Genomic DNA, 25,984 nt, shown 5'->3' on the forward strand with positions numbered 1-25,984 from the left:
TTCCTTTTTTGCAGGCGTGCGGCCGCCCCGCCGGCCCCGGGCCGGCATGTCGGGGGGGCGCGCGGGAGTCGGATCAGCCGGCGTTGCGGCCGGCGAAGCTGAGGCTGTTGGCGATACGGCGATGGGGCTTGGCGATCAGCAGGTAGGCCAGGCCGAACAGCGCCAGCGCGGAGAACACCACCACCACGGCCCACACCTGGAACCACGGAGCGCCGGGCGGGGCCAGGATCTCCCGTGGCCAGGCCACGTTGATGGCTTCGAACAGCAGCCAGCAGACGGCGAAGACATTGATGGCAAGCCCTTTGCGGCCCAGGTTCAGGGCGCCCTTGGCCGGGTCCCAGCGTCCGCTGAGGCGGGCGTACAGGGCGCTGAGGGTGACGATCAGGAAGACGAAGAAGAAGCCGCCGCTGCCGAAGGCGATCAGCGTGCCCACCGCAGTGGCGTTCAGGCCCAGGCCGAGCCCAAGGCTGGCCACCAGGGTGCTGAAGACCATCGCGGCCATGGGCACCTTGCGCCGGTCCACCCGGCGCAGCAGCGCCGAGCCCGGCAGGATGCCGTCGCGGGCCATGCCGAAGAGGGCGCGGCCAATGTAGGTCTGGACCGAGACCACGCAGGCGACGAAGGCGATCAGGACGATGGCGACGAACGGTCGCTCGGCCCACGGGCCGAACGCGTCCACCACGGCTGGGGTCACCGGATCGACGATCTGACCACTGACCATCGCCGCCGGGTCCTTGAACGACAGCGTCACGGCGAAGGCGGTGAGCATGACGGTCAGCCCGACCACGATCATCGAGCGCAGGATCGCCCGTGGCGTCGAGACGCGGGCGTCGGTGGTTTCCTCGGACAGCTGCGAGCAGGCGTCGAAGCCGAGGAAGGCCCAGCCGCACACGGCCAGCGCGGTGAGCACGCCACTGACGTACGAGCCCCCGGCGGCGCTTTGCGCCCCCAGGCTGGTGAACAACAGCTCGAACGAGTGGTTGCGGAACAACAGCAGCAACAGCACGCCGATGCCGATGGAGGCGATGGCTTCGGCGAGAATCCCGGCATTGACGAAGTACTTGAGCGGGTTGATGCCCATGAGGTTGACGCCCAGGCCCAGCGCCAGCAGCGCCGCGCCGCAGGCGACCTGCATGTTGGCGGAGGGCGGCTGGTCTTCGATCAGCAGGCCGAGCCAGAAGCCGCCGAGATAGGCCACGGTGGTCAGCGAGGCCAGCGCCGCGGCCAGGTAGAGGAAACCGGTGAACCAGGCCAGGCGGTCGCCCACCAGCCGGCGAACCCATTGATAGCAGCCCCCGGCCAGGGGGAATTGCGACGACAGCTCGGCATAGACCACCGCCACGCTCAGCTGCAGCACCAGGCACAGCGGCACGATCCACACCCAGGCGGGCCCCATGCTGATCGCGCCCAGGGACATGACCGAGTAGATGCCCACCACGGGCGAAATGGTGGCGAAGCCGACCGAGAACGACGACCACAGGTTCAGGCCGCGATCCAGTTCCTGGGTATAGCCGTGGCTGGCCAGCAGGTCCTCGTCACCTTTGGTGGTTTGCAGGAGGTCAGACATGGCGGCCTCCCATGGGGGAAACCCTGGAAGGGTTCAAGCCAGGTGGCATGCAGTGAAGGTTCATGGGGATCCTCGGGGCAGTTGGAATTGTTATGGGGACCCGCGTCTCTGTGGACGGTGGAGTAGCTGGCGCCAGCAGGTGCGCGCCAGGTCAGGATAGGGCGGCGCCGCATCAGCAAGAATTCATATTTCAGGGCTCTGGCATCAATGAAAATTGATGTTTGGCGTGCGCTTGGCGTGGGGGGCTGGCGTGGATGAGCTGGGATGGTGTGTCGCGGTTGCTTCAGGTGTCGGTGATCGGTGGAGGGCGTTTGTGGGCAGGCGAGGCTCCGGTGCCTCGCCACCTCGAATCACAGAGATGGATGCTGGCTGGCGAACGTTTTCACTACCTTCGCGTCGGGCCCTACCAGAACCATCCACCGCGTGCGAGTTCCTGTTCGCAGCTCCGGTACTGTGTGCCGAACAACGAGGCGCGGGACTGGACCTTCTGCGAGACGTTCTTCAGCCATGGCTTGGCGTCGTAGCTACGGTTGCGGTAGCCGCCCCAGCCTTCGTGGTAATTCAGGTACTGGCCATAGGCGTCCCACTTGGACACGCCATTGACGCGCTGGCTTTTCTGCATGTACCAGCCCATGAAGTCGAGGGCATCGGCGAAGTCGTCGCGGCTGGCGCCCCAGCCGCCGGCTTCGCGCTTGTAGTCGGCCCAGGTCTCGTCCTTGGCCTGGGCGTAGCCGTAGGCGGTGCTGACCCGGCCCCAGGGGATGAAACCGAGGAAGTAGTAGCGCGGCGGCAGGGCGTCGTGCTTGAACGAGGACTCCTGGTACATCATCGCCATCGGCACCTGCACCGGGGCGCCCCAGCGTGCCTGCATCTTCAGCGCCGCCTCGTGCCATTTCGGTTTCTCGCGGAAGATCTCGCAGAGGTTGTCGGGATTGGCCGGGGGCTTGGTGGCGCAGCCGGCAAGCAGCAGGAGCAGGGCTGGCATCAAGGGCCGAAGCATGGAGGGGTTCCTTTTGCGGGCGTTGAGGGCGCAGGTTGCTGGCGTTTCTCTACCAGGTGATTTTCTGAGCTGCGAGTCTGGGGGTGATTACAGGTCACGAGGCTGGTTTGAAGTTTTGGATCGCCGGGGCCGCTGTGCGGCCCTTTCGCGACACAAGGCCGCTCCTACAGGTGGGCGATGCAAGGCTGTCAGCGGGTGGTGGCCTGCTCGATCAGCAATTGCCAGTTGCGGGCTTCGTGCCAGTCATCGGCGAAGGGCAGTTGAATCCAGTAGGGATGCTGGCCGGCGCTCTGCAACTGGACGTGCAGGGTGAAGGTGCGCACGGTGTCGTGGGTGGTGGTCGAGGTGGAGCGGGACTTGCCGCCGCCGATCATGCCGAAATGGTTGCTGAACGCGTAGACGTTGCGCCAGCCGTGCTTGGTAGTGGTCTTGGTGGTGCTGCGGGTGACGGCCTGCTCGTCCACGCGTACCTGCTTGACCACCCGTGGCGCGTCCATCAGCGCGTGGCGCTCGCCGACTTCCGGGGCCAGCACGTACAGCATGCGGCTGTCGGGGAACACCGCCAGCATGCGCCCGCCGCGGCAGACCCAGCGATACGGTCCCAGGGCCTGGTTGGCCAGGAACGCCTTGCCTTCCTCCATCCGCGCCGCATCGAGCGTGCGCCATGCCTTGTCCAGCGCACGCTGGCGCGGATACCACAGCACCGACACCGGATAATACAGCAGCCACAACAGACACCAGATCAACACGGCATAGATCGGCCCGCCGATGTAATGGCCCTGCCAGATCCACTTGAGCATCAGGTAGCCGCAGTAGGCGGCCTGCACGCCCATGAATGCCAGCGTGACCTGGCGTCTGCGCTGGTGCAGGCTGGCTTCGGCCTGCCGCACCTGTTCAAGGGCATGGCTGAGCGACTCGGGCGTGGCGGTGAGGGTGGTATCGGCGGTGGCAACGTGTTGCTGAACTGACATGGGGCATCCTGCGCATGAAGACTACGCGCCACTCTGGGCGCGACGGGGCGGGAGTATACCTTGGGTAAAACGCAGGGTTCGAGCCAGGCGCGGGGTGATGGGTGTGGTGGGCATGTTGCAAGATGTAGGGGGAGCGCTTTGCCGGTCATCGCGGGGCAAGCCCGCTCCCATGCCCCCTTGTGCTCGTATTGCTGATGCAGAGGTGGTCTTGTGGATGCCGGACGAGCAGCGGCTGCCAATCCTGTCAGCAGGCGGCCATGCCATCCGTCGTGTTCGCCGCCGCCCAATCCGCCATTCGTGATGACGACATCCTCGCCAACCTGGCCTTGCGCCTGGCGTTCATGCGCCAAGCCCATGAGCACGGTGTCGGGCTTCCCTTGTAATGACATTTATCTGTACGGCGCGGCAAGATCGCCTGTTGGGCAAGGGGCCAACGAGATTGCCGACAGGCATATTACTCGTTGAACTCCGGAGCGACGTCAGGTTGTCGGGATGACGATTTCGAAGTGGAAGCTTCGAACCACACCGGCCAAGAGCTACGATGCCGGTTTTCCACCTGGACGCACGGAATCAGTCGCTCGCGCAACACCTCGGTCCTGGCCACGCTCACCGCCAGCCGGTACTTGGCACTGTGCACGCACTCCCGATCGCCGAACTCGCAACGGTCCAGGTGTGTTCCGCCGCAGGGCCCGTTTGCCAGGCCTTTGGGGCAGGTTTCGGGGCAGATGTAGAGCGTGTCTTCCAGCCGACAGCTGCCGCAGGTATCGCAGCCGACCATCGGGCGCTTGACGCGCCGTTCCAGCTGATGCAGCCACTGCGCCGTCGTGGGGTTGGTCCAGAGCGGCCGGGTCACGGCCCAGCCGAAGGCCTTGCTCAAGGCCGTGGTGCGGCTGAACAGTTGATGGTGCATCGCCGACAGCAGGTGATAGCGGGCCTTTTCCCTGGTCGACGCGTTGGTCTGTCGCTGCCCGAGGCGCCAGGCGTGTTCGGGGGGATGGAAGGTGACCGGCGTCAGGTCAGGTTGCCGCCAGGCCGCTTCCCAGGCTGGGGTCCAGTCCTGCAGTGAGGCGAGCTGCGCTTGCAGCGCTCCAATCGCCTGTTCTAATGCTTCGAACTGCGCGACTTCGTGAATGCCGGACAGGTGCACGCCGGCATAGCCCATCAACTTCAGGCCGATCACCTGCAAGGCCAGGCGCTGGTTGGCGCGTTCCTTGGCATAGGCCTTGGATACCGCCGCTTCGGCGGCGAGCAGCGCGCGCATCGAGGGCGTGACCGTCACCCCGGCGACATGATCGAGCATGCCGGCGCGGCCTTCGGTCAGCGCCATGATGCAAGCCATCAGCGGTTTCGGCCGGGGCTGGCGCTGCATCCAGTCGAAGGCCTCCTGATGCTTCTCGATATCGAAGCCCAGTTGCAGGATCAGCAGGTCGGCCCCGGCGGCGAGTTTCTTTTCAGCCTTGCAGTACTGCGCGCCGCCTTCGGCTTCCTGGTACTTGAACGGATTGAGCGCGGCGGCCAGCAGCCAATGGGGCCGGGCCTGGCGGACGATCTGCAGGGCGGCGACCGACTCCAGGTAGCGCACCGGGCGTTCGCCGGGGTTGTGGCCGGGCAGGCGGTCGCCGGTGAGCAGCAGCAGCTGGTCGAGGCCGGCGGTGTCCATGCGTTGCAGCTGGGCCAGCAGGTCGCGGCGTTCGCGGTCCTTGCCGGAGAAGTGCAGCAGGGCGGGGACGGGGTGTCGCAGGCTGGTGAAGGCGTCCAGCGGCGACATGTCCAGGGCGCTGCCGACGCGGTCGCCGATGGCCACGGTCAATGGCCAGCCACACAGCCGGGTGCGGGCCATGAGGGTTTCGAGGGTGGCGAAACGCTCGGCGCCGGGCTTGGGGACGAATTCCAGGATGCAGGCGAAGGCGTGGGCGTCCAGGGTCGTTTTCAGCAGGCTCATGGGGTGCGGGCTACCGGGTTGGGGCAGGGTGGCAGTGTGGCGCAGGTTGGCGGTAGAGGCATGTCTGATTGCGCGGGGGAATGTGTTGATCGAGACATTCACGGCGACCCGGATCCCTGTAGGAGCGGCCTTGTGTCGCGAAAGGGCTGCGCAGCGGCCCCAGGATTTCAGCATTCATGCACAGATCGCCGGGGCCGCTTTGCGGCCCTTTCGCGACACAAGGCCGCTCCTACAGGGGGCATTGTTTCGAACAGGCATCATGAACATATCTTGAGTTCATCTCAAATTTAATGAGTTTGTCTCACCTTTCCCGTCCCCCCAGAATTCCCTCATTCACGTTTAAGGATCGAGGGACGACAACATGGCACTGGCACACAACCTGGGTTTTCCACGCATCGGCCGCGACCGTGAGCTGAAGAAAGCCCAGGAGGCCTTCTGGAAGGGCGAGCTCGACGAAGCCGGCCTGCGTGCCGTGGGCCGTGGCCTGCGCGCCGCGCACTGGCACGCGCAGAAGGCTGCCGGTATCGAGCTGCTGCCGGTGGGCGACTTCGCCTGGTACGACCAGGTGCTCACCCACTCGCTGACCTTCGGCGTGATCCCCGAGCGCTTCCGTGCCAAGGACGGTGCCAAGCCCACCCTGCAGACCCTGTTCGCCATGGCCCGGGGCGCCGTGGCGACGGACCGCAGCGACAGCTGCTGCAACGGCGCCCACGCCCAGGAAATGACCAAGTGGTTCGACACCAACTATCACTACCTGGTCCCCGAATTCACCGCCGACCAGCAGTTCACCCTGAGCTGGCAACAGCTGTTCGAAGAAGTCGAAGAAGCCAAGGCCCTTGGCCACGCGGTCAAGCCGGTGGTGATCGGCCCGCTGACCTACCTGTGGCTGGGCAAGACCAAGGGCGCCGATTTCGACAAGCTGGAGCTGGTCGACCGCCTGCTGCCGCTGTATGACCAGATCTTCAACCGCCTGGCCGTGCAAGGCGTGGAGTGGGTGCAGATCGACGAGCCGATTCTCGCCCTGGACCTGCCGCAGGCCTGGAAGAACGCCTACGAGCGGGTCTACAACATCCTTCAGCGCGCACCGCTGAAGAAGCTGGTCGCCACCTACTTCGGCGGTCTGGAAGACAACCTGGGCCTGGCCGCCAACCTGCCGGTCGATGGCCTGCACATCGATCTGGTGCGCGCGCCGGAGCAGTACCCGACCATCCTCGACCGCCTCCCTGCCTACAAGGTGCTGTCGCTGGGCGTGGTCAACGGCCGCAACGTCTGGCGCTGCGATCTGGAAAAGGCGCTGGAGGTGCTGCGCCATGCCCATGAGCGCCTGGGCGACCGGTTGTGGGTGGCGCCGTCGTGCTCGCTGCTGCACAGCCCGGTGGACCTTGAGCGTGAAGACAAGCTCGACGATGAACTGAAAAGCTGGCTGGCCTTCGCCGTGCAGAAGTGCCAGGAAGTGGCGCTGCTGGCCAAGGCGATCAACCAGCCCGAGGCGGATGATGTGCTCGCCGCACTGGCGCACAGCCGGGCCGTGCAGCACCGCCGCGCTACCTCGCCGCGTATTCACAAGCCGGCGGTGCAGGCCCGTGTCGCCGCGATCAAGCCAGCCGACAGCCAACGTGCAGCGGCCTTCGAGCAGCGCATCGCCAGGCAGCGTGCCGGGCTGAACCTGCCCGCGTTCCCGACCACCACCATCGGTTCGTTCCCGCAGACCTCGGCGATTCGCCTGGCGCGCCAGGCGTTCAAGCAGGGCAAGCTGACCGAGGCGGACTATGTCGAGGCCATGCACAGCGAGATCCGCCACGCGGTGCAGATCCAGGAGAACCTGGGCCTGGACGTGCTGGTGCATGGCGAGGCCGAGCGCAACGACATGGTCGAGTATTTCGCCGAGCAACTGGATGGCTATGGGTTCACCCGTTTTGGCTGGGTGCAGAGCTACGGTTCGCGCTGCGTGAAACCGGCAGTGATCTTCGGCGACCTGAGCCGCCCGAAGGCCATGACCGTGGAGTGGATCAAGTACGCCCAGGGCCTGACGCGCAAGGTGATGAAGGGCATGCTGACGGGCCCGGTGACCATGCTGATGTGGTCGTTCCCGCGTGAGGACGTGCCCCGTGAAGTGCAGGCCCGCCAGCTGGCGCTGGCGATCCGCGACGAGGTGGTCGACCTGGAAGCGGCGGGGATCAGGATCGTGCAGATTGACGAGGCGGCTTTCCGTGAAGGCCTGCCGCTGCGCCGCAGTGCCTGGCCGCACTACCTGCAATGGGCCACCGAGGCGTTTCGCCTGTGCGCCTCGGGCGTGCGTGACGAAACCCAGATCCACACCCACATGTGCTACAGCGAGTTCAACGACGTGATCGAGTCGATCGCGGCGATGGATGCCGACGTGATCACCATCGAGACTTCGCGTTCGGACATGGAGCTGCTGGAGGCGTTCGAGCAGTTCCACTACCCGAACGAGATCGGCCCGGGGGTGTACGACATCCACTCGCCACGGGTGCCGGGCAAGGACGAGATGGTCAAGCTGCTGCGCAAGGCCGCCCGGCGGATTCCGGCCGAGCGGCTGTGGGTCAATCCGGATTGCGGGTTGAAGACCCGCGCCTGGCCGGAGACCGAGGCGGCATTGGTGAACATGGTGGCGGCCGCCCGCGAACTGCGCGCGGGTGTCTGATCCTGGGGGGGCTTATCGCGCATGTGTTTCGCACTTCGGCTAGAGTGCCCGGACATTCCTGGCGAAGGCCCACCATGAAGCCCATCCACCTCACCTTGATCTGCCACGCCCGCACCGAGGCGCAAAGGGTGGGGCGCTTCGCCCTGGACGACGAACCGCTGCGTGATCCGCCGTTGCTTGCGCTTGAGCGTTCGGCCCGCTATCTCACGGCACCTGAGCTGCGTACCCGCCAGACCGCCGAGGGGCTAGGGGCGGTGGTCGATGAAGGCTTGCGCGACGGCGACCTGGGTAGCTGGAAAGGCTTGCCGCTCAAGCAACTGGGCGCCGCAGACCTCCAGGCTTGGCTGACCGACCCGCAGGCCGCGCCTCACGGTGGTGAGTCGATCGCCGCGCTGTGCCAGCGCGTCGCCCATTGGATGGACAGCGCCCTGAGCGAGGGGGAGTGGATCGCCATCACCCACCCCTTCGTCATTCGCGCCGCGATGCTGCATGCGCTGGGCGCGCCGCTGCAGGCCTTTCAGCGTATCGATGTGCCACCGCTGGCGCGGGTGCGGTTCAGCCATAGCGGCCAGTGGCGGTTGCAGCTGGGCTGATGGGTATGTCTTTCGAGGTGTTCGCCGCAACGCTTGCAGCGTCTGTGAGAGTTGCGGCGAACACCTGGCGGCCCTCACTCGATCTTGAAAGGAATGGACCTAACGGCGTACCAACGCCGGCACGGCGCGAACATAGATCAACTCGCTGACCAGCTCCACCAGTGTCTGGGTGATCACCGCCGCCGCCGCCAGCGCGCGGATCGACTCCGGCAGCGCCAGCGCCAACGGCAGCACCACCAGCGAATTGCGCGTGGCGGCACTGAAGGTCACCGCCCGGGCTTCGCCTGTGGACAACCTGAACAGCCGCGCCGCGAACATCCCCAGCAGCGGCGCCAGCAAGGCGAAGCCGACATACACCGGCACCACCGGCAACAGGTCGTCCAGGCGGCTGGCCACCACGCCGATCTGCGAGCCGATCACCGCGATCAGCACCAGCGCCATGGCCGGCACTGGCAGCCAGGCCCAGGCGTCGTTCCACTTCGCTACCAGCGCCGAGCGCCGTGCCCCGGCGCTGGTGGCGACCGCCAGCAGCAGCGGTAGCACGATCAGCAGCACGAAGGCCTCGACGAAGGGCACCACGGAAATCTCGACACTGCCGCCGCCGAGCATCAACGCCAGGTACAGCGGCAGCAGCGCCAGTTGCACCAGCAGCAGCACCGGCGTGGCGGCGAGGGTCAGGCGCGAGTCGCCCTTGCCGATATGGGTGAACACCACCACGTAGTCGATGCACGGTGTCAGCAGCACCAGCAGCGCGCCGACCAGCACGGCCGGATGATCGGCCAGCCCTCGGGTACCGATCCATACCAGCAGCGGCACCAGCACGAAGTTGGCCAGCAGCAGCGCGCCCATGAAGCGTCGGTTGCCCAGCCCGGCGCGCAGGTCGAGGAAGGGGATCTGCAGGAACATCGCGTACATCAGCACGGCGATGGCCGGCGTCACCAACACCTCCAGTGGCTGGGCCATGCCTGGCGCCAGCAGGCCGACGGCGGCGGCGAGCGCCACGGCGATGAAGTACAGGGGAATCTGGTTGCGTTCGAGCTGCTCTCTGTCCACGGGCGTCCTGGCATTTCCGACTGAATTACTGGGGCGGGAAGGTTACTATCTGGCGCAGTCCATAGGGAGTGATTCGATGCGAATTCTGGTGGTGGGTGCGAGCAAGGGATTGGGCCGGGCGCTGGTCGAGGGCCTGGGAGGCGAAGGTGACACGCTGATCGGTGTGTCGCGCACCCGGCCGGCGTCGCTGCCGGGGGCGGCGCGCTGGATCGAGGCCGACCTGGGCCAGCCGTGGCACGCGGCGGCGGTCATCCATGAAGCGGTGGCCGGCGCCGGGCTGGATGTGCTGGTCTACAACGTCGGGATCTGGGAGGAACGGGCCTTCGAGGACGGCTACAGCTTCCTCGACGACGACGACGGGCAGATCCAGCGCATGGTCGACACCAACATCACCGCGCCGCTGCTGCTGATCAAGCGCCTGCTGCCGGTGCTGCTGCAGAGCGACCGGCCACGGATCATCCTCACCGGTTCCACTTCCGGCCTGCCAGGCAGCGGCCGCCCGGAAGTCACCTTCGGCGCGAGCAAGTTCGGCCTGCGCGGAATTGCCGAAAGCCTGCGCGAAGGTTTTCGTGATCGGGGCCTGGGGGTGAGCTGCCTGAATCTGGGTTACCTGAATACCGAGGACGGCCTGCAGGTGCCGCTGGCCGAGGCCGAGCGGCGTGGCGAGGGGACGTTGATCCCGCTGCACGATGTGGTGCAGGTGTGCCGGATGATGCTGAACCTGTCGTCGGCCAGCTATGTGCGCGACATCACCTTGCCCGCGCTGCGTGACGAGCGCTTCTGAGATGACCTTCGAGCAACAGGTCCGAGCGGTTATCCACAACGACCCGGTGCGCTGGCGGCTGCTGGCCGTCGTGCGGGAGCTGGCGCTGCCGGATGCTTGGATCGGCGCGGGCTTCGTGCGCAATGCCGTGTGGGATCACCTGCATGGTCGGGCGTCGACGGCCCCGGACGGGGATGTGGATGTGCTGTGGTTCGATCGCTCGGGGATCGATCCGGCAGAAGACCTGCGCCTGGAGGCTCGGCTGCTGGGCCATGCGCCGCAGGTGCTGTGGTCGGTCAAGAACCAGGCGCGCATGCATCTGCGCAATGGCCAGGAACCATACGCCTCGACCGAGGATGCCATGCGCTATTGGCCGGAGACGGCCACGGCGGTGGCGGTGCGGCGCACGGCGGATGACCGGTGCGAGGTGCTGGCGCCTTTGGGGCTGGACGATCTGTTCGGCCTGCGGCTGCGTTCCACGCCGGGCAAGGCCGAGGTGATGGCCGTACGGGCTCGGGACAAGGGTTGGCTGCAGCGCTGGTCGAGGTTGCGTTCGCTCGGTTGAACAAGCCCGGCAGGCGAACCTGCCGGGCCTGGCTCGCGGTCTTAACTGACCAGGCAGATCGCCCGCAGTGTCGAGCCTGGTTTCACAGGCGTGGTGGTGTCACCGAGCCATTGCTGGGTGTCGGTCTTCTGCTGTTTGGCGAACACGTCCCTGACGTTCTCCCAGCTTTCCACCGACAGCTGGTAGACCGCCTGGGACAAGGTGTAGGACGACTGGAAGGTGATGGTGCCTTTCTTGCTGGTGGCCTTGATGGTGAATTCGCTGGCATACAGCATGAAGTTCACCGAGCCGGCGATGCCGGTCTGCAGGATGTTCTGGTTGAAGTTGGACTGGCGCTCGGTCTGCTCGGAATAGGACAGCGCCGCATTCACCAGGCTGCTCAGGGATTTCTTGATCTGCTCGACGTCCTTGGCCGCCAGGCCGATGAAGCCTTTGACGAACGAATCGATCAGCGCGTTGGCGTCATGGCTCTTCTGCTGGATCTGCGTCACTTGGGCGGCGAGCAGCGAAAGGAAGGGGATCTCGGCGATCTCCTGGGTGAAGGCGATGAAGTGTTCGCGGTCACCCTTGGCCTTGGGCTTCTGGTCGGTGGGCTGGTCCAATGGGTTGTATTCGGAGCGCCGGCGGGCGATGTCGATGGCGGTCTGCAGGCCTTCGTAGATGCTGACCGGCGCTTTGCCTGGGCTGACGTTCTTGTTGGCGTCGTTGGCGTAGCTGTCGGTCGCCGAGCCGGCCGCCGGGCTGAAGAACGGGTTGATGGCATCGGCGCCGCTGCGCATGGCGCGGCCTGTCGCGGTGAGCTGGTGATGATGGTTGTAGTCGTGGGCGAAGATATTGCCGTGTGGTGTCGTCGACTTCACGCGGGCCTTTCCTTCCAGCCAGGCCTGAGCAACTTCTTTCTCGGACGGGGCGGCTCCTGGAGCGTTCATGGCAAATCCCTTTAGCAGGTTTATTAATAGGGTCTAGTGCGCTGGAACTTAAGCAGTTCGTTGGGCGCCTGACTCAGGCTAGAGGGGAGTTTGAAAGTGTCAAAGTGTCATTTTTAACACTGTAGGAAAGTAGTGGGGCACATGGAGCCAATCGAATTAAATAAAGATTGGCTTATCGTGAAGTGTTGGTGTTTGTCGGCGGCATATATTCGTTTGAATATGTTTTATTGGTGAATGTGCCTGTTGGGGTTTTCAAGTAAATTGCAACTAATGCTTCGGAGAGGTCGGACGGTCGGTGCCGGACGCTTCGCGGGTGAACCCGCTCCCACAGGTTTCGGTGTCGCTGTGGTGGGAGCGGGTTGGTCGGGCGTGGATCAGCGCTCGATGGCCAACGCCACGCCCTGGCCACCACCGATGCACAAGGTGGCCAGGCCCTTCTTCGCATCACGCTTGATCATCTCGTGCAGCAGGGTCACCAGCACCCGGCACCCGGAAGCACCGATCGGGTGGCCCAGGGCGATCGCGCCGCCGTTGACGTTGACCTTGGACGCATCCCACTCCAGCTGCTTGCCCACCGCCAGCGCCTGGGCGGCGAAGGCTTCGTTGGCTTCGATCAGGTCCAGCTCGCCGAGCTGCCAGCCGGCTTTGCCCAGGCAGCGCTGGGTCGCCGAAACCGGGCCGATGCCCATGATCGCCGGGTCGACGCCGGCGCTGGCGTAGGCGGCGATCTTCGCCAGCACCGGCAGGCCGAGGGCCTTGGCCTTGGCGGCGCTCATCAGCAGCACCGCGGCGGCGCCGTCGTTGAGGCTGGAGGCGTTGCCGGCGGTGACGCTGCCGTCCTTCTTGAACGCGGCGCGCAGCTTGCCGAGGGACTCGGCGCTGGTGCCGGGGCGCGGTTGCTCGTCGGTGTCGAACACCAGCGCCTCGCCTTTCTTCTGCGGGATGTGGATCGGGGTGATCTCGTCCTTGAAGCGGCCGGCCTCGATGGCGGCCACGGCCTTGCGCTGGGACTCGGCGGCGAAGGCGTCCTGCTGCTCGCGGGTCAGGTTGTACTGCTCGACCAGGTTCTCGGCGGTGATACCCATGTGGTAGTCGTTGAAGGCGTCCCACAGGCCGTCGGTGATCATGCTGTCGATCAGTTGGCCATGGCCCATGCGTTGACCGGTACGGGCCGAGGGCATCACGTAGGGGGCCAGGCTCATGTTCTCCTGGCCGCCGGCGATGACCACCTCGGCGTCGCCGCAGCGGATGGCCTGGGCGGCCAGGTGCAGGGCCTTGAGGCCCGAGCCGCAGACCTTGTTCAGGGTCAGGGCGGGGACTTCGTAGGGCAGGCCGGCCTTGACGGCGGCCTGGCGGGCGGGGTTCTGGCCGGCGCCGGCGGTGAGCACCTGGCCGAGGATCACTTCGTCGACCTGGGCAGGATCCAGCTGGGTCTGGGCCAGCAGCTGGCGGATCACGGCGGCGCCCAGCTCCACGGCGGACACGTTGGCCAGCGCCCCCTGGAAGCTGCCGATGGCAGTGCGGGTGGCGGCGACGATGACGACTTCGTTCATTGTTGTTCTCCGGGATACGAGCGTGATCGTCACAGCATCCCCGCACTGCGCTCATTTGAGAAGTTTGTTTTTCTTTGCGATTGATCGGGTTTGCAAATGAATGGGACATCGCTTGCCGGCCCCTGTGGGAGCGACTTCAGCCGCGAACACCGGCTCCACCGGTGCCAGCCACCGCGTTGCACGCCGCAAAGCGCACCTGTACGGCGAACCCGCCGCCGTCCCGGTTGAAGCACGCGAGCCTGCCACCCAGCTGCTCCACCACCAGCGCCACGATCGCCAGCCCCAGCCCGGCGCCACCGGGGTTGTTGGCGCTGTAGAAACGATCGCTCAGGCGCTCCAGCTGCCATGGTTCCACCCCAGGTCCCTGGTCGAGCACCTGCAGGGTCAGCCAGTCGTCGTGCTGGCGCAGTTCCAGGGTGACCTCGCCCCCTGGCGGGCTGAAGTGCAGGGCGTTGCCGACCAGGTTCTGCAGCATCACGGTCACGGCGGTGGGGTCGGCGTACAGGTGGCAGCTGCCTTGCTCGTCGAGCACCAGGTCGACCTGGCGGCGCAGGGCCAGCGGCGCGAGCTGGGCCAGCTCTTCCCGGGCCAGGGCATCCAGGCGCACGCGCTGACGGACCTGGGTCAGCGGCTCCAGGCGGGCCATGGTCAGCAGCTGGCTGGCCAGCCGGGTGGCGCGCGCCACGCCTTGTTCGAGGAACTCCAGTGCTTCGTCGCGCTCGGCATCGGTGCTGGCGCGACGGGCATTGCCGGCGTGGATGGCCAGCACCGCCAGCGGTGTGCGCAGTTCGTGGGCGGCGTCGGCGATGAAGCGGCGTTCGCGTTCGAGCAGGCGGGTGAGTTGTTGCAGTTGATGGTTGAGGGCGTTGGCCATGGGCGTCAGCTCCGGCGGGAGCGGGGCGGTGGCCAGCGGCTCCAGGCTGTCCACCGGGCGCGCGCGCAGGTGCCGGGCCAGGCGCTGCAGCGGTTGCAGGCCCCAGCCGAGCAGCAGCCAGATGGCCATGGCCAGCAGCGGGATGCCGACCAGCGCGGGGGCCAGGGCCTGGTCGGCGATGCGCTGGATCAGGTCCTGGCGCAGGTCGTCGCGCTCGCCCACCCAGATCAGCAGGCCGCGCTGGCGGTCTTCGAGCAGCACGCCGCACCAGTCCTGGCCCTGGTAGAGCAGGTCGTGGATGCCGGGGGCGGGCGGGCTGTCGAGGCGCGGCGCGTCGGCCGAACGCATCAGCAACTGACCGTCGCTGCGCCAGACCATGAAGTCGAGGTTGATCTCGTAGGGGTGTCTGAGGATATCCGTGCCGGACAGGTCCATGGCCTGCTCGAGGGCGGCGCGCACGTCCTGCCAGTCCTGCTCCGCGGGCATCTGTCGGAACAGCCCCTGCAGCACCCGGGCGGCCTGCACCAGCTGGGCGTCGTAGACGTTCTCGATCTCCTGGTGGTTGTCGCGCAGCACGCTGAGCACCAGGCCGAGGCTGCCGAGCAGCACCAGCAGCAGGGTGGGCAGCAGGATGCGGGTGCGGATGGCGGTCATGGCGCATCCTCGATGAGGTAGCCGACGCCGCGCACGGTGCGGATCAGGCCGCTGTCGAGCTTGCGCCGCAGGTTGTGGATAAGCACTTCGAGGGTGTTGCCGGGGCCGCTTTCGTGCCAGCCGTAGAGCGTCTCGGCCAGGCGTTCGCGGGTCAGCACGGTGCCGGGGCGAGCCAGCAGCTGGTGCAGCAGCTGGAATTCCATGGGGGTCAGGGTCACCGGCTGGCCCTGGTAGCGGACTTCGAAGCGGGCCGGGTCGAGGCTGACCCCGGCATGTTCCAGCAGCGGTTGTGCGCGGCCCTGGCTGCGGCGCAGCAGGGCGCGGATGCGCGCCTTGAGCTCGTCCACGTCGAAGGGCTTGACCAGGTAGTCGTCGGCGCCGGCATCCAGGCCCTGGATGCGGTCGCGGGTAGCGTCGCGGGCGGTCAGCACCAGCACCGGCACCTCGCCGGTGGGGCTGGCGCGCAGGCTGCGCAGCAGGTGCAGGCCGTCGCGTCGGGGCAGGCCGAGGTCGAGCAGCACCAGGTCGAAGGTCTCGGCGCGCAGGGCCTGCTCGGCCTCCAGGCCATCGGCCAGCCAGTCCAGGGTGTAGCCCTCGCCGCGCAGGGCGGTACGGATGCCCTGGGCTAGGGCCCGATCGTCTTCCACCAGCAGTACGCGCATGCTTCGGCTCTCCCGTCGAAGGCGCCATGATGGGCCCTGCGCGCAGCCTGTCGCCCGGGGAAATGTAACCAGTGATGACCTACTAAGCTGCCATTAAGTTTGGCATTGCATCGTGCGGGTCCCTTCTCATCACTGGAGTTATCGCCATGCGTTTCCTTCTTGCTTTCGCCTTGCTGCTGGGCAGCGGCAGCGTGTTCGCCGCCACCCAGTGCACCACCGCCGACAAAAGCACCTGGCAGGACCCGGACAAGTTCCAGGCCCAGCTCAAGGAGCAGGGCTACAAGATCAACAAGTTCAAGGTCACCAAGGGCAACTGCTACGAGATCTACGGCTTCGACAAGGACGGACGCAAGGTCGAGATCTATCACGACCCGGTCAGCGGCAAGGCGGTGAAGACCGAGATCGAAGACTGATGCCCGACGCCACGGTGCGCCTGTGGGACCCGTTGCTGCGCGCATGCCACCTGTCGTTCGCCACGGTGTTCTTCGCCAACTACTTCTTCACCGAAGAGGGTGAGGACTGGCACCAGTGGCTCGGCTACTACGCCGTCGGTTGCCTGTTGGTACGCATCGTCTGGGGCTTCGTCGGGCCGCGCAGCGCGCGTTGGGCCGATTTCTGGCCGACGCCCGGACGCCTGGCGGCCCACGGCCGGGCGTTGCTGAGCGGGCAGCCCTGCCACCGCCTGGGGCACTCGGCCATCGGCGCGCTGGTGATGGTGTCGATGCTCGCCTGCATCGGTGGCCTGGGCCTGACCGGCTGGCTGGCCGAGGAAGTCGATGCCCTGTGGGGCGCCGACTGGCCGATGGACCTGCACAGCTTCCTGGCCGATGCACTGCTGGCGCTGGTGTGCGTGCATGTGCTGGCGGCGCTGGTCGAGAGCCTGCGCCTGCGCGAGAACCTGCCGCTGTCGATGCTCACCGGCCGGCGCCGTTACCGCGACGACCCCTGACCACGAGATTTCCCCATGCTGATGTCCCTGACCCTGCGCGGCCAGCCCGAGCGCGGCGCCGCGTGGCTGCGCCTGTGCGCGCTGGCCAGCCTGAGCTGTGTGTTGCTCCTGGCCGACGATTTCATCCAGCAACTGTTCACCGGCAACAACCGCGCCGAGCTCGAGGCCGGCTGGGTCGCCGGGCTATGGGCGTTCTGCGTGGCGCTGTGGCTGTGCAACCTGCGTGTGGTCGTGGTGGCGATCCTGCTGCTGTTCGCCGGCATGCAGCTGCTGCAGCTGGCCAATATCAGCTTCTTTGGCGAGCCGTTGAGCGCGGTCGATATCCGCAGCCTGGTGCGCGAGCCGGGGGAAGTTGGGCTGACGGCCTGGCACAGCCTGGGCGCGCATTGGCCGGCGGCGCTCAGTGTCGCTCTGCCTTACGTGTTGCTGGTGACCTTGCACTGGCGGCTGCCGGGGCGGGTGGCGCTGCCGGCCAGCCGCTGGGCGCTATTGTTGATTGCCGTGGTGCTGTTGGCCAAACCCTATCGGGCCACCTACCGCAACCTCGATTCGTTCACCCCGGGGCCGACCCGCAGTGGCCTGCACAACAGCCTCAATGCGTTTTCCGCCTGGGCCGTGCGCCTGGCGTTCGCGCCCGAGGTGAGGCTGCCATCCGCGCCGTTCACACCCTACCGGCTCGAGCCGATTCCCAGCAGCGCCCGCCATGTCTGGCTGGTGGTGGCCGATTCGCTGCGCAGCGAGCGCATGGGGGTGTACGGCTACGCCCGGCAGACCACGCCGCGCCTGCAGCGCTACCTGGCCAGCCATCCCAGCGCCCTGGTGCGGCCGGGCGTTTCGGCGGGGGTGGCCACCGATGTCAGCCTGCCGTATCTGCTCAACCCGATCCGCGAGCCAGGGCAGGATCACCTGCTGCGCGCCGGCGAGGTCAACCTGTTCCGCTTCGCCCGCGAGGCCGGCATGCGCACCCACTGGATCTCGTCCCAGGAGTCGCGCCTGCTGGCGCACCTGGGCAGCCGCCACCTGGACGTCGCGATCACCCGCGAGGACCATCCGCTGCGGTTTCTCAAGCGCCAGGATCACGCCTTGCTCGAGATCCTCGACCAGCAGCGCTTCGGCCCGCGCAACTTCGTGGTGCTCAACCTGCGCACGGCGCACCTGCCCTATGCGCGCAACTACACGCACCAGCAGGCCGAGCGGCCCTGGCCGGACCAGGGCGCCCAGGGCCAGGCCAATGCCTACGACAACTCGATCCACTACCTGGACGGCCTGCTGGAGGAGGTCATTGCCCGTTTCGATCGTCTGGAGGGCGAACGCTACCTGGTGATCACCGGCGACCATGGTCAGCGCCTGGGCGAGGATGGCAAGTGGGGGCACAACGACCTGGTTCCGCAAGTCAGTGACGTGCCGGTGATCGTGCTCAGCCGCGAGGCGCCGCGCCAGGCCCTGGAGGGGCTGGCGCCGGAGCGCTGGATCAGCCATTACGAGATCGGCAAGTGGCTGGCGGCGCGGCTGGGCATGCGCATCGACAACCCCAACCTGCGCAAGGACGAGCACTTCGTGCATGGCAAGTTGCTGTTCAGCGACAACTACATTCAGCCGGTGTGCGAGACGGCGCAGGGGTTGGTGCACCTGGTGCCGGTGCAGTTGAGCGAATGGTTGGCCAGGGGCAGCCAGGGCGCGTGCGGCTCCTGAGCGGGCTCGGTTGGTTCGCCTGCTGTGTGTGGCCAGGCACCGCGTCGGCTGCTTCTCGGGCAAGCCCGCACCAACAGGCCTGCGGCTTTTGCGCAGGCCTTGGCATTCACACCTCGGGGCACTGGTTGGTCACGCAGTGAATCCCGCCACCTCCGGCCGCGATCGCGTCGATATCCAGCTGCACCACCTTGCGCCCGGGGTACAGCTGCGCCAGCAACGCCCGGGCCTTCTCGTCGGCGCTGCGATCGCCGAACTGCGGCGCGATCACCGCGCCATTGATCACGAAGTAATTGATGTACCCCGCGGCAAAATCCGGATTGTCCTCGCTGAACTTGCTGCGCCGTGGCTTGAGCGGCGGCGACATCGTGTGGATCTCCAGCTTGCGGCCATCGGCATCGGTGGCGTTCTGCAGGATCTCCAGGTGCTCGCGGGTCACGTTGTGATCGTAGGAATCCGGATCGTTGTCGAGGTTCGCCACCACCACGCCGGGCGCCGCGAAGCGTGCATAGAAGTCCACGTGGGCATCGGTGATGTCCTTGCCCTTGATGCCCGGCAGCCAGATGATCTTGCGCAGCCCCAGCCGCTCCTTCAGCTCCGCCTCGACCTGGGCCTTGCTCCAGCCGGGGTTGCGGTTGCCGTTGATCCAGCTGCTCTCGGTCATGATCCCGGTGCCGTGACCGTCCACCTCGATGCCGCCGCCTTCGCCCACCAGCTCGCTGCGCTGGTACTGGGCGCCCGCCAGCTTGGCGACGCGTTTGGCCAGCTTGCTGTCGTAGCGATGCTGCTGCTTGGCGCCCCAGCCATTGAAGTTGAAGTCCACCGCCGCCAGCGCGCCATCGTCGTCGACGACGAAGTTGGCGCCGATGTCGCGCATCCAGATGTCGTCCAGCTCGGTCTCGACATAGGTGATGTTGTGGCTGCCGCATTCCTCCTCGGCGATGTCGCGCTCGCTGGCGCGGCAGAACACCGTCACCGGCTGGTAGACGGCGATGGCCCGGGCGATGCGCCCGAGCGCGGCCTGGACGTCTTCGGTGAAGTCTTCCCAGATGGCATCTTGGGCGCCGAAGGCGATGTAGGCGCGCTGGTGCGGTTCACCCTCGTCAGGCATGAACCAGCGGCCCGCCTCGCTGGCGCGGGCGCTGTTGCTGCCCAAGGGCAGGCCGAAGCTGGCGGCGGCGCCGAGGCCGGCGACGACGCTCATTTGCTGGAGGAAGGTGCGGCGAGTGGGCATGGGTTCAGTCCTGTGCAGTCTTGAAGCGGGTCCAGACCCGCATGCGCGCGCGCATGTCGGCCTGGGGGATGTCCTTGCCCGGGATCAGCCGGGCATAGGTGGCTGGGTCGATGTAGATATCGGGGTTGTCACGCAGGCTCGCGTCCACCAGCGGGCGCGCCTTGGCGCTGGCGGTGGGGTAGCCGGTGGTGTTGCTGATCGCCGCCATGTTCTCCGGGCGCATGACGAAGTTGATGAAACGATAGGCGTATTCCGGGTGCTTCGCATCGGCCGGAATGGCCATGGTGTCCATCCACACCGTGGTGCCTTCGCGGGGCACGCGGTACTGGAAGTCGATGGCCTTGCCGGCGGCTTCGGCGCTGCGCTGGGCCTGGATCACGTCGCCGCTGTAACCCAGCGACAGGCAGGTGTTGCCGTTGACCAGCTCGGTCACTGGCTGCGACTGCAGCTTGCGCACGTAGGGGCGGATGCCCTTGAGCAGCTCGCTGGCGGCGGCCAGGTCCTCGCGCTTGGCGCTGCGCGGTTCGCGGCCCAGGTAGTGGAGCACCACGGCGAGCACTTCGTCGGGCGAGTCGATCATCGAGATGCCGCAGTCGGCGAACTTGGCCGCAAGCTCGGGCTTGAACAGCAGGTCGAGGCTGTCCAGCGGGGCGTCGGGCATGCGCTCGCGGATCTTCTGCGCGTCCATGGTCAGGCCGATGGTGCCCCAGGTGTAGGGCACCGTGGCCTGGCTGGCCTTGGGGTACTGGTCGTGCAGCTTGCGCAGGCCCGGTTCGATATCGTCCAGCGCGGTCAGTTGCTGGCGGTCCAGCGGCAGCAGGCTGCCGGCGCGCATCAGCCGTTCGGCGACGGTGTCGCCGGGGAAGATCAGGTCGTAGCCGCTGCGCCCGGACATCAGCTTGGCCTCGAGCACCTCGCTGCCGTCCATGACGTCGTAGATCACCGGGATGCCGGTCTCGGCGGTGAAGCGCTTGAGGGTGTCCTCGGCGAAGTAGTCGGCCCAGTTGTACAGGCGCAGGGCGTCCTGCTTGGCTTGGGCAACGCTGGCGCAGGCCGCCAGGGCGGCGATGGCGAGCAGTTTCGATGGACGGCTTGGCATGGTTCAGGCCCTCGCGGTCTGTGGGGTGCGGCCGTCGAGGCTGAGCAACGGCGCGTACATGCTGGGGCGGCGGTCACGGTAGATGCCCCAGGTCAGACGGTCCTCGCGCATGCGCGCCAGGTCCAGGTCGTGCAGCCAGACGCCACTGCCGTCGCGGTCGGCCTCGGCGAGCATCGCGCCCTTGTGGTCGCAGATGAACGACGAGCCGTAGAAGCGCATCGACAGGCTGTCGTCGCTGCGCGCCACCTCGTGGCCGACGCGGTTGGCGGCCACCACCGGCAGCAGGTTGGCGGCGGCGTGGCCGCGCATGGCCATCTGCCAATGGTCGCGCGAATCCAGTTCGGCGGCGCCCGGCTCCGAGCCGATGGCGGTGGGGAACAGCAGCACCTCGGCGCCCATCAGGGCCAGGCAGCGGGCCGTTTCGGGGAACCACTGATCCCAGCAGATGCCGATGCCCAGGCGGCCGAAGGCGGTGTCCCAGACCTTGAAGCCGGTGTCGCCGGGGCTGAAGTATTCCTTCTCCTGGTAGCCGATGGCGTTGGGGATGTGGGTCTTGCGGTACACGCCCAGCAGGCGGCCATCGGCGTCGGCCACGCTCAGCGAATTGAAGAAGGCGTTGCCGGCGCGTTCGTACCAGCTCAGCGGCAGTACGACGCCGAGCTCCTTGGCCAGGGCGCCGAAACGCTTGAGCAGAGGGCTGTCGTTATAGTCCTCGGCCAGAGCCTGATGGCTGTGGCACTGCTCGATGCAGAAGTACGGGGTGGCGAACAGCTCCTGCAGCAGGATCACCTGGGCGCCCTGGGCCGCGGCCTCGCGCACCAGCTGTTCGGCGCGGTCGAGGTTGGCCGGCAGGTCCCAGCTGCAGGGCATTTGCGTGGTGGCGATGCGCAGGGTGCTCATGGGCGCTCTCCCTGCAGCGGCCAGGCCGGCTGTTGCTGGGTGATGCAATGGATGCCGCCGCCGCCGTGGGCGATGTGGTCGATGCGCACCGGCACCACGTCACGGGTGGGGAAGGCCAGGGCCAGCTGGTGGGCGGCGACCTGGTCGGCATCGATGCCATAGGCCGGCATGATCACCGCGCCGTTGGCCAGGTAGAAGTTGGTGTAGGAGGCGCAGAACACCTCGGCTTCGGTATCCACGGCGGCGGTGGCCTCAAACAGGTCGAGCAACTCGAACGAACGGCCCTGGGCGTCGGTGGCCAGTTCCAGCGCGCGGCGGTTCTCGCGCACCACTTCGGCATACACCGAATCCTGGTCGTGGGTGGCGTCCACCAGCAGCACGCCGGGGCGAGCGAAGGCGCACACGCCATCGACATGGCCGTCGGTCATGTCGCCGGTGACGTACTGCGGGTCGCCCGGCAGCCAGATGGTCTTGCGCACGCCCAGCAGGCGGGCGAAGCAGTCCTCGAAGTCGGCCTTGGTCAGCCCGGGGTTGCGGTTGGGGTTGAGCAATACCGATTCGGTGGTGATCAGCGTGCCTTCGCCGTCCACGTGGATGGCGCCGCCTTCGTTGCACAGCGGGGTACTGAAGCCTTCCAGGCCCAGGTGGTCGAGGATGCGTCGGGCCAGGCTGCGGTCCTTGCCGTGCTCGGACTTGCCGCCCCAGGCGTTGAAGCGCCAGCTCAAACCCGCGACGCCCCGTTGCGCATGGACCAGGAAGCTCGGGCCGCTGTCGCGGCACCAGCTGTCGTCCACGGCCAGCTCGATCAGCTCGATGCCGGGGCCGCAGAGTTCGCGGGCACTGGCGATGGCCGAAGGGTCGACCACCATCTTCACCGGCTCGTAGCGGGCGATGGCGGCAGCCACCCGGGCGTAGTCGCGCTGCACGTCGGCCAGGGTCACGCCCCAGCCGGATTCCCACAGTGGCTTGTTGTGCGGCCAGATCATCCAGGTGGCGGCGTGGCGGGCCCATTCGGCGGGCATGCGCCAGCCGCTGTCGATGGACAGGGTCATAGTGAACTCCGATCTATTAGGGATTTTTATCAACGAAGCCCGCCGTCGCGGGTGTTGCTGCCCATGTTATGGCTGGGAAAGTGACGCGACAAACGATAGATTTAGCGTATTTCTGATCAGTCAGGCTTATCAGCATGCTCAAGCATTGGCCCCCGCTCAACGCCCTGCGCGGCTTCGAAGCCGCCGCCCGCCTGGGCAGCTTCCACAAAGCCGCCGAGGCACTGAGCCTCACCCAGTCGGCGATCAGCCAGCAGATCCGCAGCCTGGAAAGCTATCTGGAACAGCCGCTGTTTCACCGCAGCGGCCGCAGCGTCAGCCTCACCGACGCCGGGCACGACCTGCTCAGCACCACCCAGGCCCTGCTGCAACAACTGGCAGTGGGCATCCGCCGCCTCGACCAGTACCGCAAGCCCAATCAGCTGGTGGTCAACACCACCCCGGCGTTCGCCCGTCACTGGTTGCTGCCGCGCCTGACGGACTTTCACCAGCGCTACCCGGAGGTGGACCTGTGGCTGTTCACCAGCTTCGAGGCGCCGGACATGGCCAGCGAGACCATCGACCTGGCGATTCGCGACGATATCGGCCCACAGGCCGAGTGCAGCTTCACCGTGCTGCACCAGGACCAGTTGTATCCGGCCTGTCACCCGACGTTGCCCGAGACCGGGCGCACGACCTTGCACGGCGAGCGCGAGATGGACTGGAGCCATTGGCAGCTGGAAGGCGGCGAGGATGTCGGGCAGCAGGGCAAGGGGCTGAATTTTTCCGACCCGGGGTTGCTGCTGGATGCGGCGGCGCAGGGGGTGGGGGTGGCCCTGGTCAGCCAGCTGCTGGCGCAGCGGATGGTCGATGAGGGGCGCTTGCGGCCTTTGTTGGCACAGCGCGTGCGCGGGCCGGTGTGGAGCTGCCTGGTGCATTGGGAAAGCCAGGAAGACCCGCTGGCGCGGCAGTTCCTGGTGTGGTTGCGCGAAGCCTTGCAGCCTACGTCGTCCTGACGCAACGGAACCTGTGGGAGCGGCCTTGTGTCGCGAAAGGGCCGCTCCCACAGGATCGAGCCAGCCTTACGCTCAGAGCCGAATCGGGCTGTACAGACCATGCAGCAATCTCAATGACCCCGTAATATGTGTCGGATATCCCGCGAGGGTAGTCTCACCCTCTAGATCAAACGGCAGCGCCCCGAATCCGGGCGCTTCCCCAGCCTAAACCTGACGAGGTACAGACATTGGCCATCATTCATCCCAAGGTTCGCGGTTTCATCTGCACCACGACTCACCCCAAGGGCTGCGAGCTCAACGTCCGTGACCAGATCGAAGCCACCCGCAAGCTGGGCGTGCGCGAGGATGGTCCGAAGAAAGTCCTGGTGATCGGCGCCTCCAGCGGCTACGGCCTGGCGGCGCGCATCACCGCGGCGTTCGGTTTCAAGGCCGATACCCTGGGCGTGTTCTTCGAAAAGCCCGGCACCGAGACCAAGGCCGGCACCGCCGGCTGGTACAACGCCGCCGCCTTCGACAAGTTCGCCAAGGCCGAGGGCCTGTACAGCAAGTCGATCAACGGTGATGCCTTCTCCGACGAAGCCCGCGCCAAGGTCATCGAGCTGATCAAGAACGAGATGGGCGGCAAGGTCGACCTGGTCGTCTACTCCCTGGCTTCGCCGGTACGCAAGCTGCCGCAGACCGGTGAGCTGATCCGTTCCGCGCTCAAGCCGATCGGCCAGCCGTACAAGTCGACCGCCATCGACACCAACAAGGACACCATCATCGAGGCCAGCATCGAGCCGGCCACCGAGCAGGAAATCGCCGACACCGTCACTGTGATGGGTGGTCAGGACTGGCAACTGTGGATCGATGCCCTGGCCGGCGCCGGTGTGCTGGCCGAAGGCGCCCGCACCGTGGCCTTCAGCTACATCGGCAGCGACATCACCTGGCCGATCTACTGGCACGGCGCTCTGGGCCAGGCCAAGCAGGACCTGGACGAGACCGCCCTGCGCCTGGACCAGAAACTGGCCGGCGAGGTTAAGGGCGGCGCCAACGTGGCGGTGCTCAAGTCGGTGGTCACCCAGGCCAGCTCGGCCATTCCGGTGATGCCGCTGTACCTGTCGATGGTGTTCAAGGTCATGCGGGAGAAGGGCGTTCACGAAGGCACCCAGAACCAGCTGGACCGCATGTACCGTGATCGCATGTACCGCGCCGACGGCCAGCCAGCCGAAGTCGACGACAAGGGCCGCCTGCGCCTGGACGACTGGGAGCTGCGCGCCGACGTACAGGACGCCTGCAAGGCGCTGTGGCCGCAAGTGACCACCGAGAACCTGTTCCAGGTGACCGACTACGCCGATTACAAGAAGCAGTTCCTCAACCTGTTCGGTTTCGAGCGCGCCGACGTCAATTACGACGAAGACGTGGCCACCGATGTACGGTTCGATTGCATCGAGCTGTAAGCAAGTCCTTGACCGTGCAGCCGTTCATTCTGGCTGCACGGTTCCCGCCGACGACTTGTTAATATTCTGAAACAAATCCGCCAATGGCCCTTTGCCATGGGTGCGTTCGCCTGATCTATACCCCAGCTATTGGCCTGGCAATTTCGCCGGGGCCGGGAGGGAGCCATGGGCGCACTGCAAAAACTACAAGAACGAATTCGCCAGAAGGGTTTCAAGCGCACGCTCAAGACCTTGTTCGAACGCTACGTGTTCTTCCACTGGGAGTTGTTGTGGATGGAGCGCGACCTGGTCAGCCCGGTGCCACCTCACAGCCTCAAGGCGCATGCGCCAGTCACCCTGGTGCAGATCACCAGCGCCAACGCCGATGCCTTCGCCCGGCATTTCGGCGACCGCGTCGAGACCATGCGCGAACTGGCCGACGAAGGGCACACCGGACACATGTACCTGGACGAGCAAGGCGATGCCGTGGCGTTCATCTGGGCCAGCGTGGTCGACTACCACGACAAGCACTACTACGGCTGCACCTTCCCGGTGAAACCGGGTGAATTCTTCGAGTTCGGCGGCGAGATGACCCGGCCTTATTTCGGCAGCGAGCTGTCGGTGACGGCCCAGGTCGAGCTGTGGAACACCATGCATGAGAAGGGCTGCCACAAGGTGGTGGATGTGGTGGAAACCCATAACGTGCCGGCGATGAAGCTGCACCTGCGCATGGGCTACCACGAGCAGGGGCGGGTGATGCATGTATATGGCCTGTTCGGCCGCTGGAAGCTGTTCCGCGAGACCCGCTACGACGGCTCGCGCCTGGCGGTGCTGCGTAAGCCGAGTGTGGCGCGGGCCTT

At 66.4% G+C, this 25,984-nt stretch carries 24 protein-coding genes; 11 read left to right on the forward strand and 13 right to left on the reverse strand.

The features are described 5' to 3' along the window. Positions 1-73: 73 nt before the first annotated feature. The 3 genes from N7422_RS23450 to N7422_RS23460 all read right to left on the reverse strand — a co-directional run bounded on the left by N7422_RS23450 (position 74) and on the right by N7422_RS23460 (position 3,538). Positions 74-1,567: an APC family permease gene (locus N7422_RS23450; RefSeq protein WP_279808781.1), complete on the reverse strand. Its 1,494-nt coding sequence runs from the start codon at positions 1,565-1,567 to the stop codon at positions 74-76. A 403-nt stretch (positions 1,568-1,970) separates the two neighbouring features. Beyond that, the gene (locus N7422_RS23455) at positions 1,971-2,567 is read right to left on the reverse strand and encodes a hypothetical protein (RefSeq protein WP_279808782.1); all 597 of its coding nucleotides are present in this window, start codon (positions 2,565-2,567) and stop codon (positions 1,971-1,973) included. Between the two features lie 188 nt (positions 2,568-2,755). Next, positions 2,756-3,538, reverse strand: coding sequence for a hypothetical protein (locus N7422_RS23460; RefSeq protein ID WP_279808783.1), 783 nt, complete (start codon positions 3,536-3,538; stop codon positions 2,756-2,758). Between the two features lie 257 nt (positions 3,539-3,795). Between N7422_RS23460 and N7422_RS23465 the strand changes: the two genes are divergently transcribed. Continuing rightward, positions 3,796-3,921, forward strand: coding sequence for a hypothetical protein (locus N7422_RS23465; RefSeq protein WP_279808784.1), 126 nt, complete (start codon positions 3,796-3,798; stop codon positions 3,919-3,921). A 71-nt stretch (positions 3,922-3,992) separates the two neighbouring features. Here the strand turns inward: N7422_RS23465 and N7422_RS23470 are convergent, their stop codons facing one another. Then, the gene (locus N7422_RS23470) at positions 3,993-5,480 is read right to left on the reverse strand and encodes a methylenetetrahydrofolate reductase C-terminal domain-containing protein (RefSeq protein ID WP_279808785.1); all 1,488 of its coding nucleotides are present in this window, start codon (positions 5,478-5,480) and stop codon (positions 3,993-3,995) included. A gap of 361 nt (positions 5,481-5,841) precedes the next feature. Here N7422_RS23470 and metE point away from each other — a divergent pair, with 361 nt between their 5' ends. Together metE and N7422_RS23480 are read left to right on the forward strand one after the other, a co-directional pair. After that, positions 5,842-8,145 (forward strand): 5-methyltetrahydropteroyltriglutamate--homocysteine S-methyltransferase, encoded by a 2,304-nt coding sequence (gene metE, locus N7422_RS23475; protein WP_279808786.1) that lies wholly within the window; start codon positions 5,842-5,844, stop codon positions 8,143-8,145. A 74-nt stretch (positions 8,146-8,219) separates the two neighbouring features. Then, positions 8,220-8,738, forward strand: coding sequence for a histidine phosphatase family protein (locus N7422_RS23480; RefSeq protein WP_279808787.1), 519 nt, complete (start codon positions 8,220-8,222; stop codon positions 8,736-8,738). Positions 8,739-8,837: 99 nt separating this feature from the next. Here N7422_RS23480 and N7422_RS23485 read toward each other — a convergent pair whose 3' ends face one another. Beyond that, complete coding sequence (locus tag N7422_RS23485) at positions 8,838-9,791, reverse strand: bile acid:sodium symporter (RefSeq protein ID WP_279808788.1); 954 nt, start codon at positions 9,789-9,791, stop codon at positions 8,838-8,840. Positions 9,792-9,867: 76 nt separating this feature from the next. Between N7422_RS23485 and N7422_RS23490 the strand changes: the two genes are divergently transcribed. Next, complete coding sequence (locus tag N7422_RS23490; protein WP_279808789.1) at positions 9,868-10,575, forward strand: SDR family NAD(P)-dependent oxidoreductase; 708 nt, start codon at positions 9,868-9,870, stop codon at positions 10,573-10,575. 1 nt (position 10,576) lies between these two features. After that, entirely contained in the window at positions 10,577-11,119 is a 543-nt protein-coding gene (locus tag N7422_RS23495) for a nucleotidyltransferase family protein (protein ID WP_279808790.1), read from the forward strand. 41 nt (positions 11,120-11,160) lie between these two features. Here the strand turns inward: N7422_RS23495 and N7422_RS23500 are convergent, their stop codons facing one another. From N7422_RS23500 to N7422_RS23515, 4 genes are all read right to left on the reverse strand, one after another. After that, positions 11,161-12,048, reverse strand: coding sequence for a hypothetical protein (locus tag N7422_RS23500; protein ID WP_279808791.1), 888 nt, complete (start codon positions 12,046-12,048; stop codon positions 11,161-11,163). A 374-nt stretch (positions 12,049-12,422) separates the two neighbouring features. Continuing rightward, positions 12,423-13,601 carry an acetyl-CoA C-acetyltransferase gene (locus N7422_RS23505; RefSeq protein ID WP_279808792.1) on the reverse strand — a complete coding sequence of 393 codons (1,179 nt, stop codon included), beginning with the start codon at positions 13,599-13,601 and terminating at the stop codon, positions 12,423-12,425. Between the two features lie 136 nt (positions 13,602-13,737). After that, the gene (locus tag N7422_RS23510; RefSeq protein WP_279808793.1) at positions 13,738-15,129 is read right to left on the reverse strand and encodes an ATP-binding protein; all 1,392 of its coding nucleotides are present in this window, start codon (positions 15,127-15,129) and stop codon (positions 13,738-13,740) included. After that, the gene (locus N7422_RS23515; protein ID WP_279808795.1) at positions 15,126-15,791 is read right to left on the reverse strand and encodes a response regulator; all 666 of its coding nucleotides are present in this window, start codon (positions 15,789-15,791) and stop codon (positions 15,126-15,128) included. The genes N7422_RS23510 and N7422_RS23515 overlap by 4 nt, the downstream gene beginning before the upstream one ends. Positions 15,792-15,937: 146 nt before the next feature. On the opposite strand from N7422_RS23515, the gene N7422_RS23520 reads away from it, so the two are divergent. The 3 genes from N7422_RS23520 to N7422_RS23530 are packed head-to-tail and all read left to right on the forward strand — an operon-like array spanning position 15,938 to position 18,432. Beyond that, complete coding sequence (locus tag N7422_RS23520; protein ID WP_279808796.1) at positions 15,938-16,204, forward strand: PepSY domain-containing protein; 267 nt, start codon at positions 15,938-15,940, stop codon at positions 16,202-16,204. Next, positions 16,204-16,740: a cytochrome b/b6 domain-containing protein gene (locus N7422_RS23525; protein WP_279808797.1), complete on the forward strand. Its 537-nt coding sequence runs from the start codon at positions 16,204-16,206 to the stop codon at positions 16,738-16,740. The genes N7422_RS23520 and N7422_RS23525 overlap by 1 nt, the downstream gene beginning before the upstream one ends. A 15-nt stretch (positions 16,741-16,755) precedes the next feature. Then, on the forward strand, positions 16,756-18,432 hold the full coding sequence (locus N7422_RS23530; RefSeq protein ID WP_279808798.1) for a phosphoethanolamine transferase: 1,677 nt from the start codon (positions 16,756-16,758) through the stop codon (positions 18,430-18,432). A gap of 106 nt (positions 18,433-18,538) precedes the next feature. Here the strand turns inward: N7422_RS23530 and N7422_RS23535 are convergent, their stop codons facing one another. Genes N7422_RS23535 through N7422_RS23550 form a run of 4 tightly spaced genes read right to left on the reverse strand, consistent with a single transcriptional unit; the run spans position 18,539 to position 22,714 of the window. Beyond that, the gene (locus tag N7422_RS23535; protein WP_279808799.1) at positions 18,539-19,663 is read right to left on the reverse strand and encodes an agmatine deiminase family protein; all 1,125 of its coding nucleotides are present in this window, start codon (positions 19,661-19,663) and stop codon (positions 18,539-18,541) included. Between the two features lie 4 nt (positions 19,664-19,667). After that, complete coding sequence (locus tag N7422_RS23540) at positions 19,668-20,762, reverse strand: extracellular solute-binding protein (RefSeq protein ID WP_279808800.1); 1,095 nt, start codon at positions 20,760-20,762, stop codon at positions 19,668-19,670. A 3-nt stretch (positions 20,763-20,765) separates the two neighbouring features. Further along, on the reverse strand, positions 20,766-21,662 hold the full coding sequence (aguB, locus tag N7422_RS23545; RefSeq protein WP_279808801.1) for an N-carbamoylputrescine amidase: 897 nt from the start codon (positions 21,660-21,662) through the stop codon (positions 20,766-20,768). Next, positions 21,659-22,714, reverse strand: coding sequence for an agmatine deiminase family protein (locus N7422_RS23550; RefSeq protein WP_279808802.1), 1,056 nt, complete (start codon positions 22,712-22,714; stop codon positions 21,659-21,661). Before N7422_RS23550 ends, aguB begins: the two co-directional genes overlap by 4 nt. Before the next feature lie 134 nt (positions 22,715-22,848). Here N7422_RS23550 and N7422_RS23555 point away from each other — a divergent pair, with 134 nt between their 5' ends. The 3 genes from N7422_RS23555 to N7422_RS23565 form a co-directional block, all read left to right on the forward strand. Next, positions 22,849-23,706, forward strand: coding sequence for a LysR substrate-binding domain-containing protein (locus N7422_RS23555; RefSeq protein WP_279808803.1), 858 nt, complete (start codon positions 22,849-22,851; stop codon positions 23,704-23,706). Between the two features lie 227 nt (positions 23,707-23,933). Continuing rightward, on the forward strand, positions 23,934-25,145 hold the full coding sequence (fabV, locus tag N7422_RS23560; protein ID WP_279808804.1) for an enoyl-ACP reductase FabV: 1,212 nt from the start codon (positions 23,934-23,936) through the stop codon (positions 25,143-25,145). A gap of 165 nt (positions 25,146-25,310) precedes the next feature. Beyond that, on the forward strand, positions 25,311-25,984 hold a 674-nt coding region (locus N7422_RS23565; protein ID WP_279808805.1), incomplete at its 3' end, for an N-acetyltransferase.

Origin of the sequence: Pseudomonas sp. GD04091, from assembly GCF_029836165.1 — a bacterium.
In the GTDB taxonomy this organism is placed as follows: domain Bacteria; phylum Pseudomonadota; class Gammaproteobacteria; order Pseudomonadales; family Pseudomonadaceae; genus Aquipseudomonas.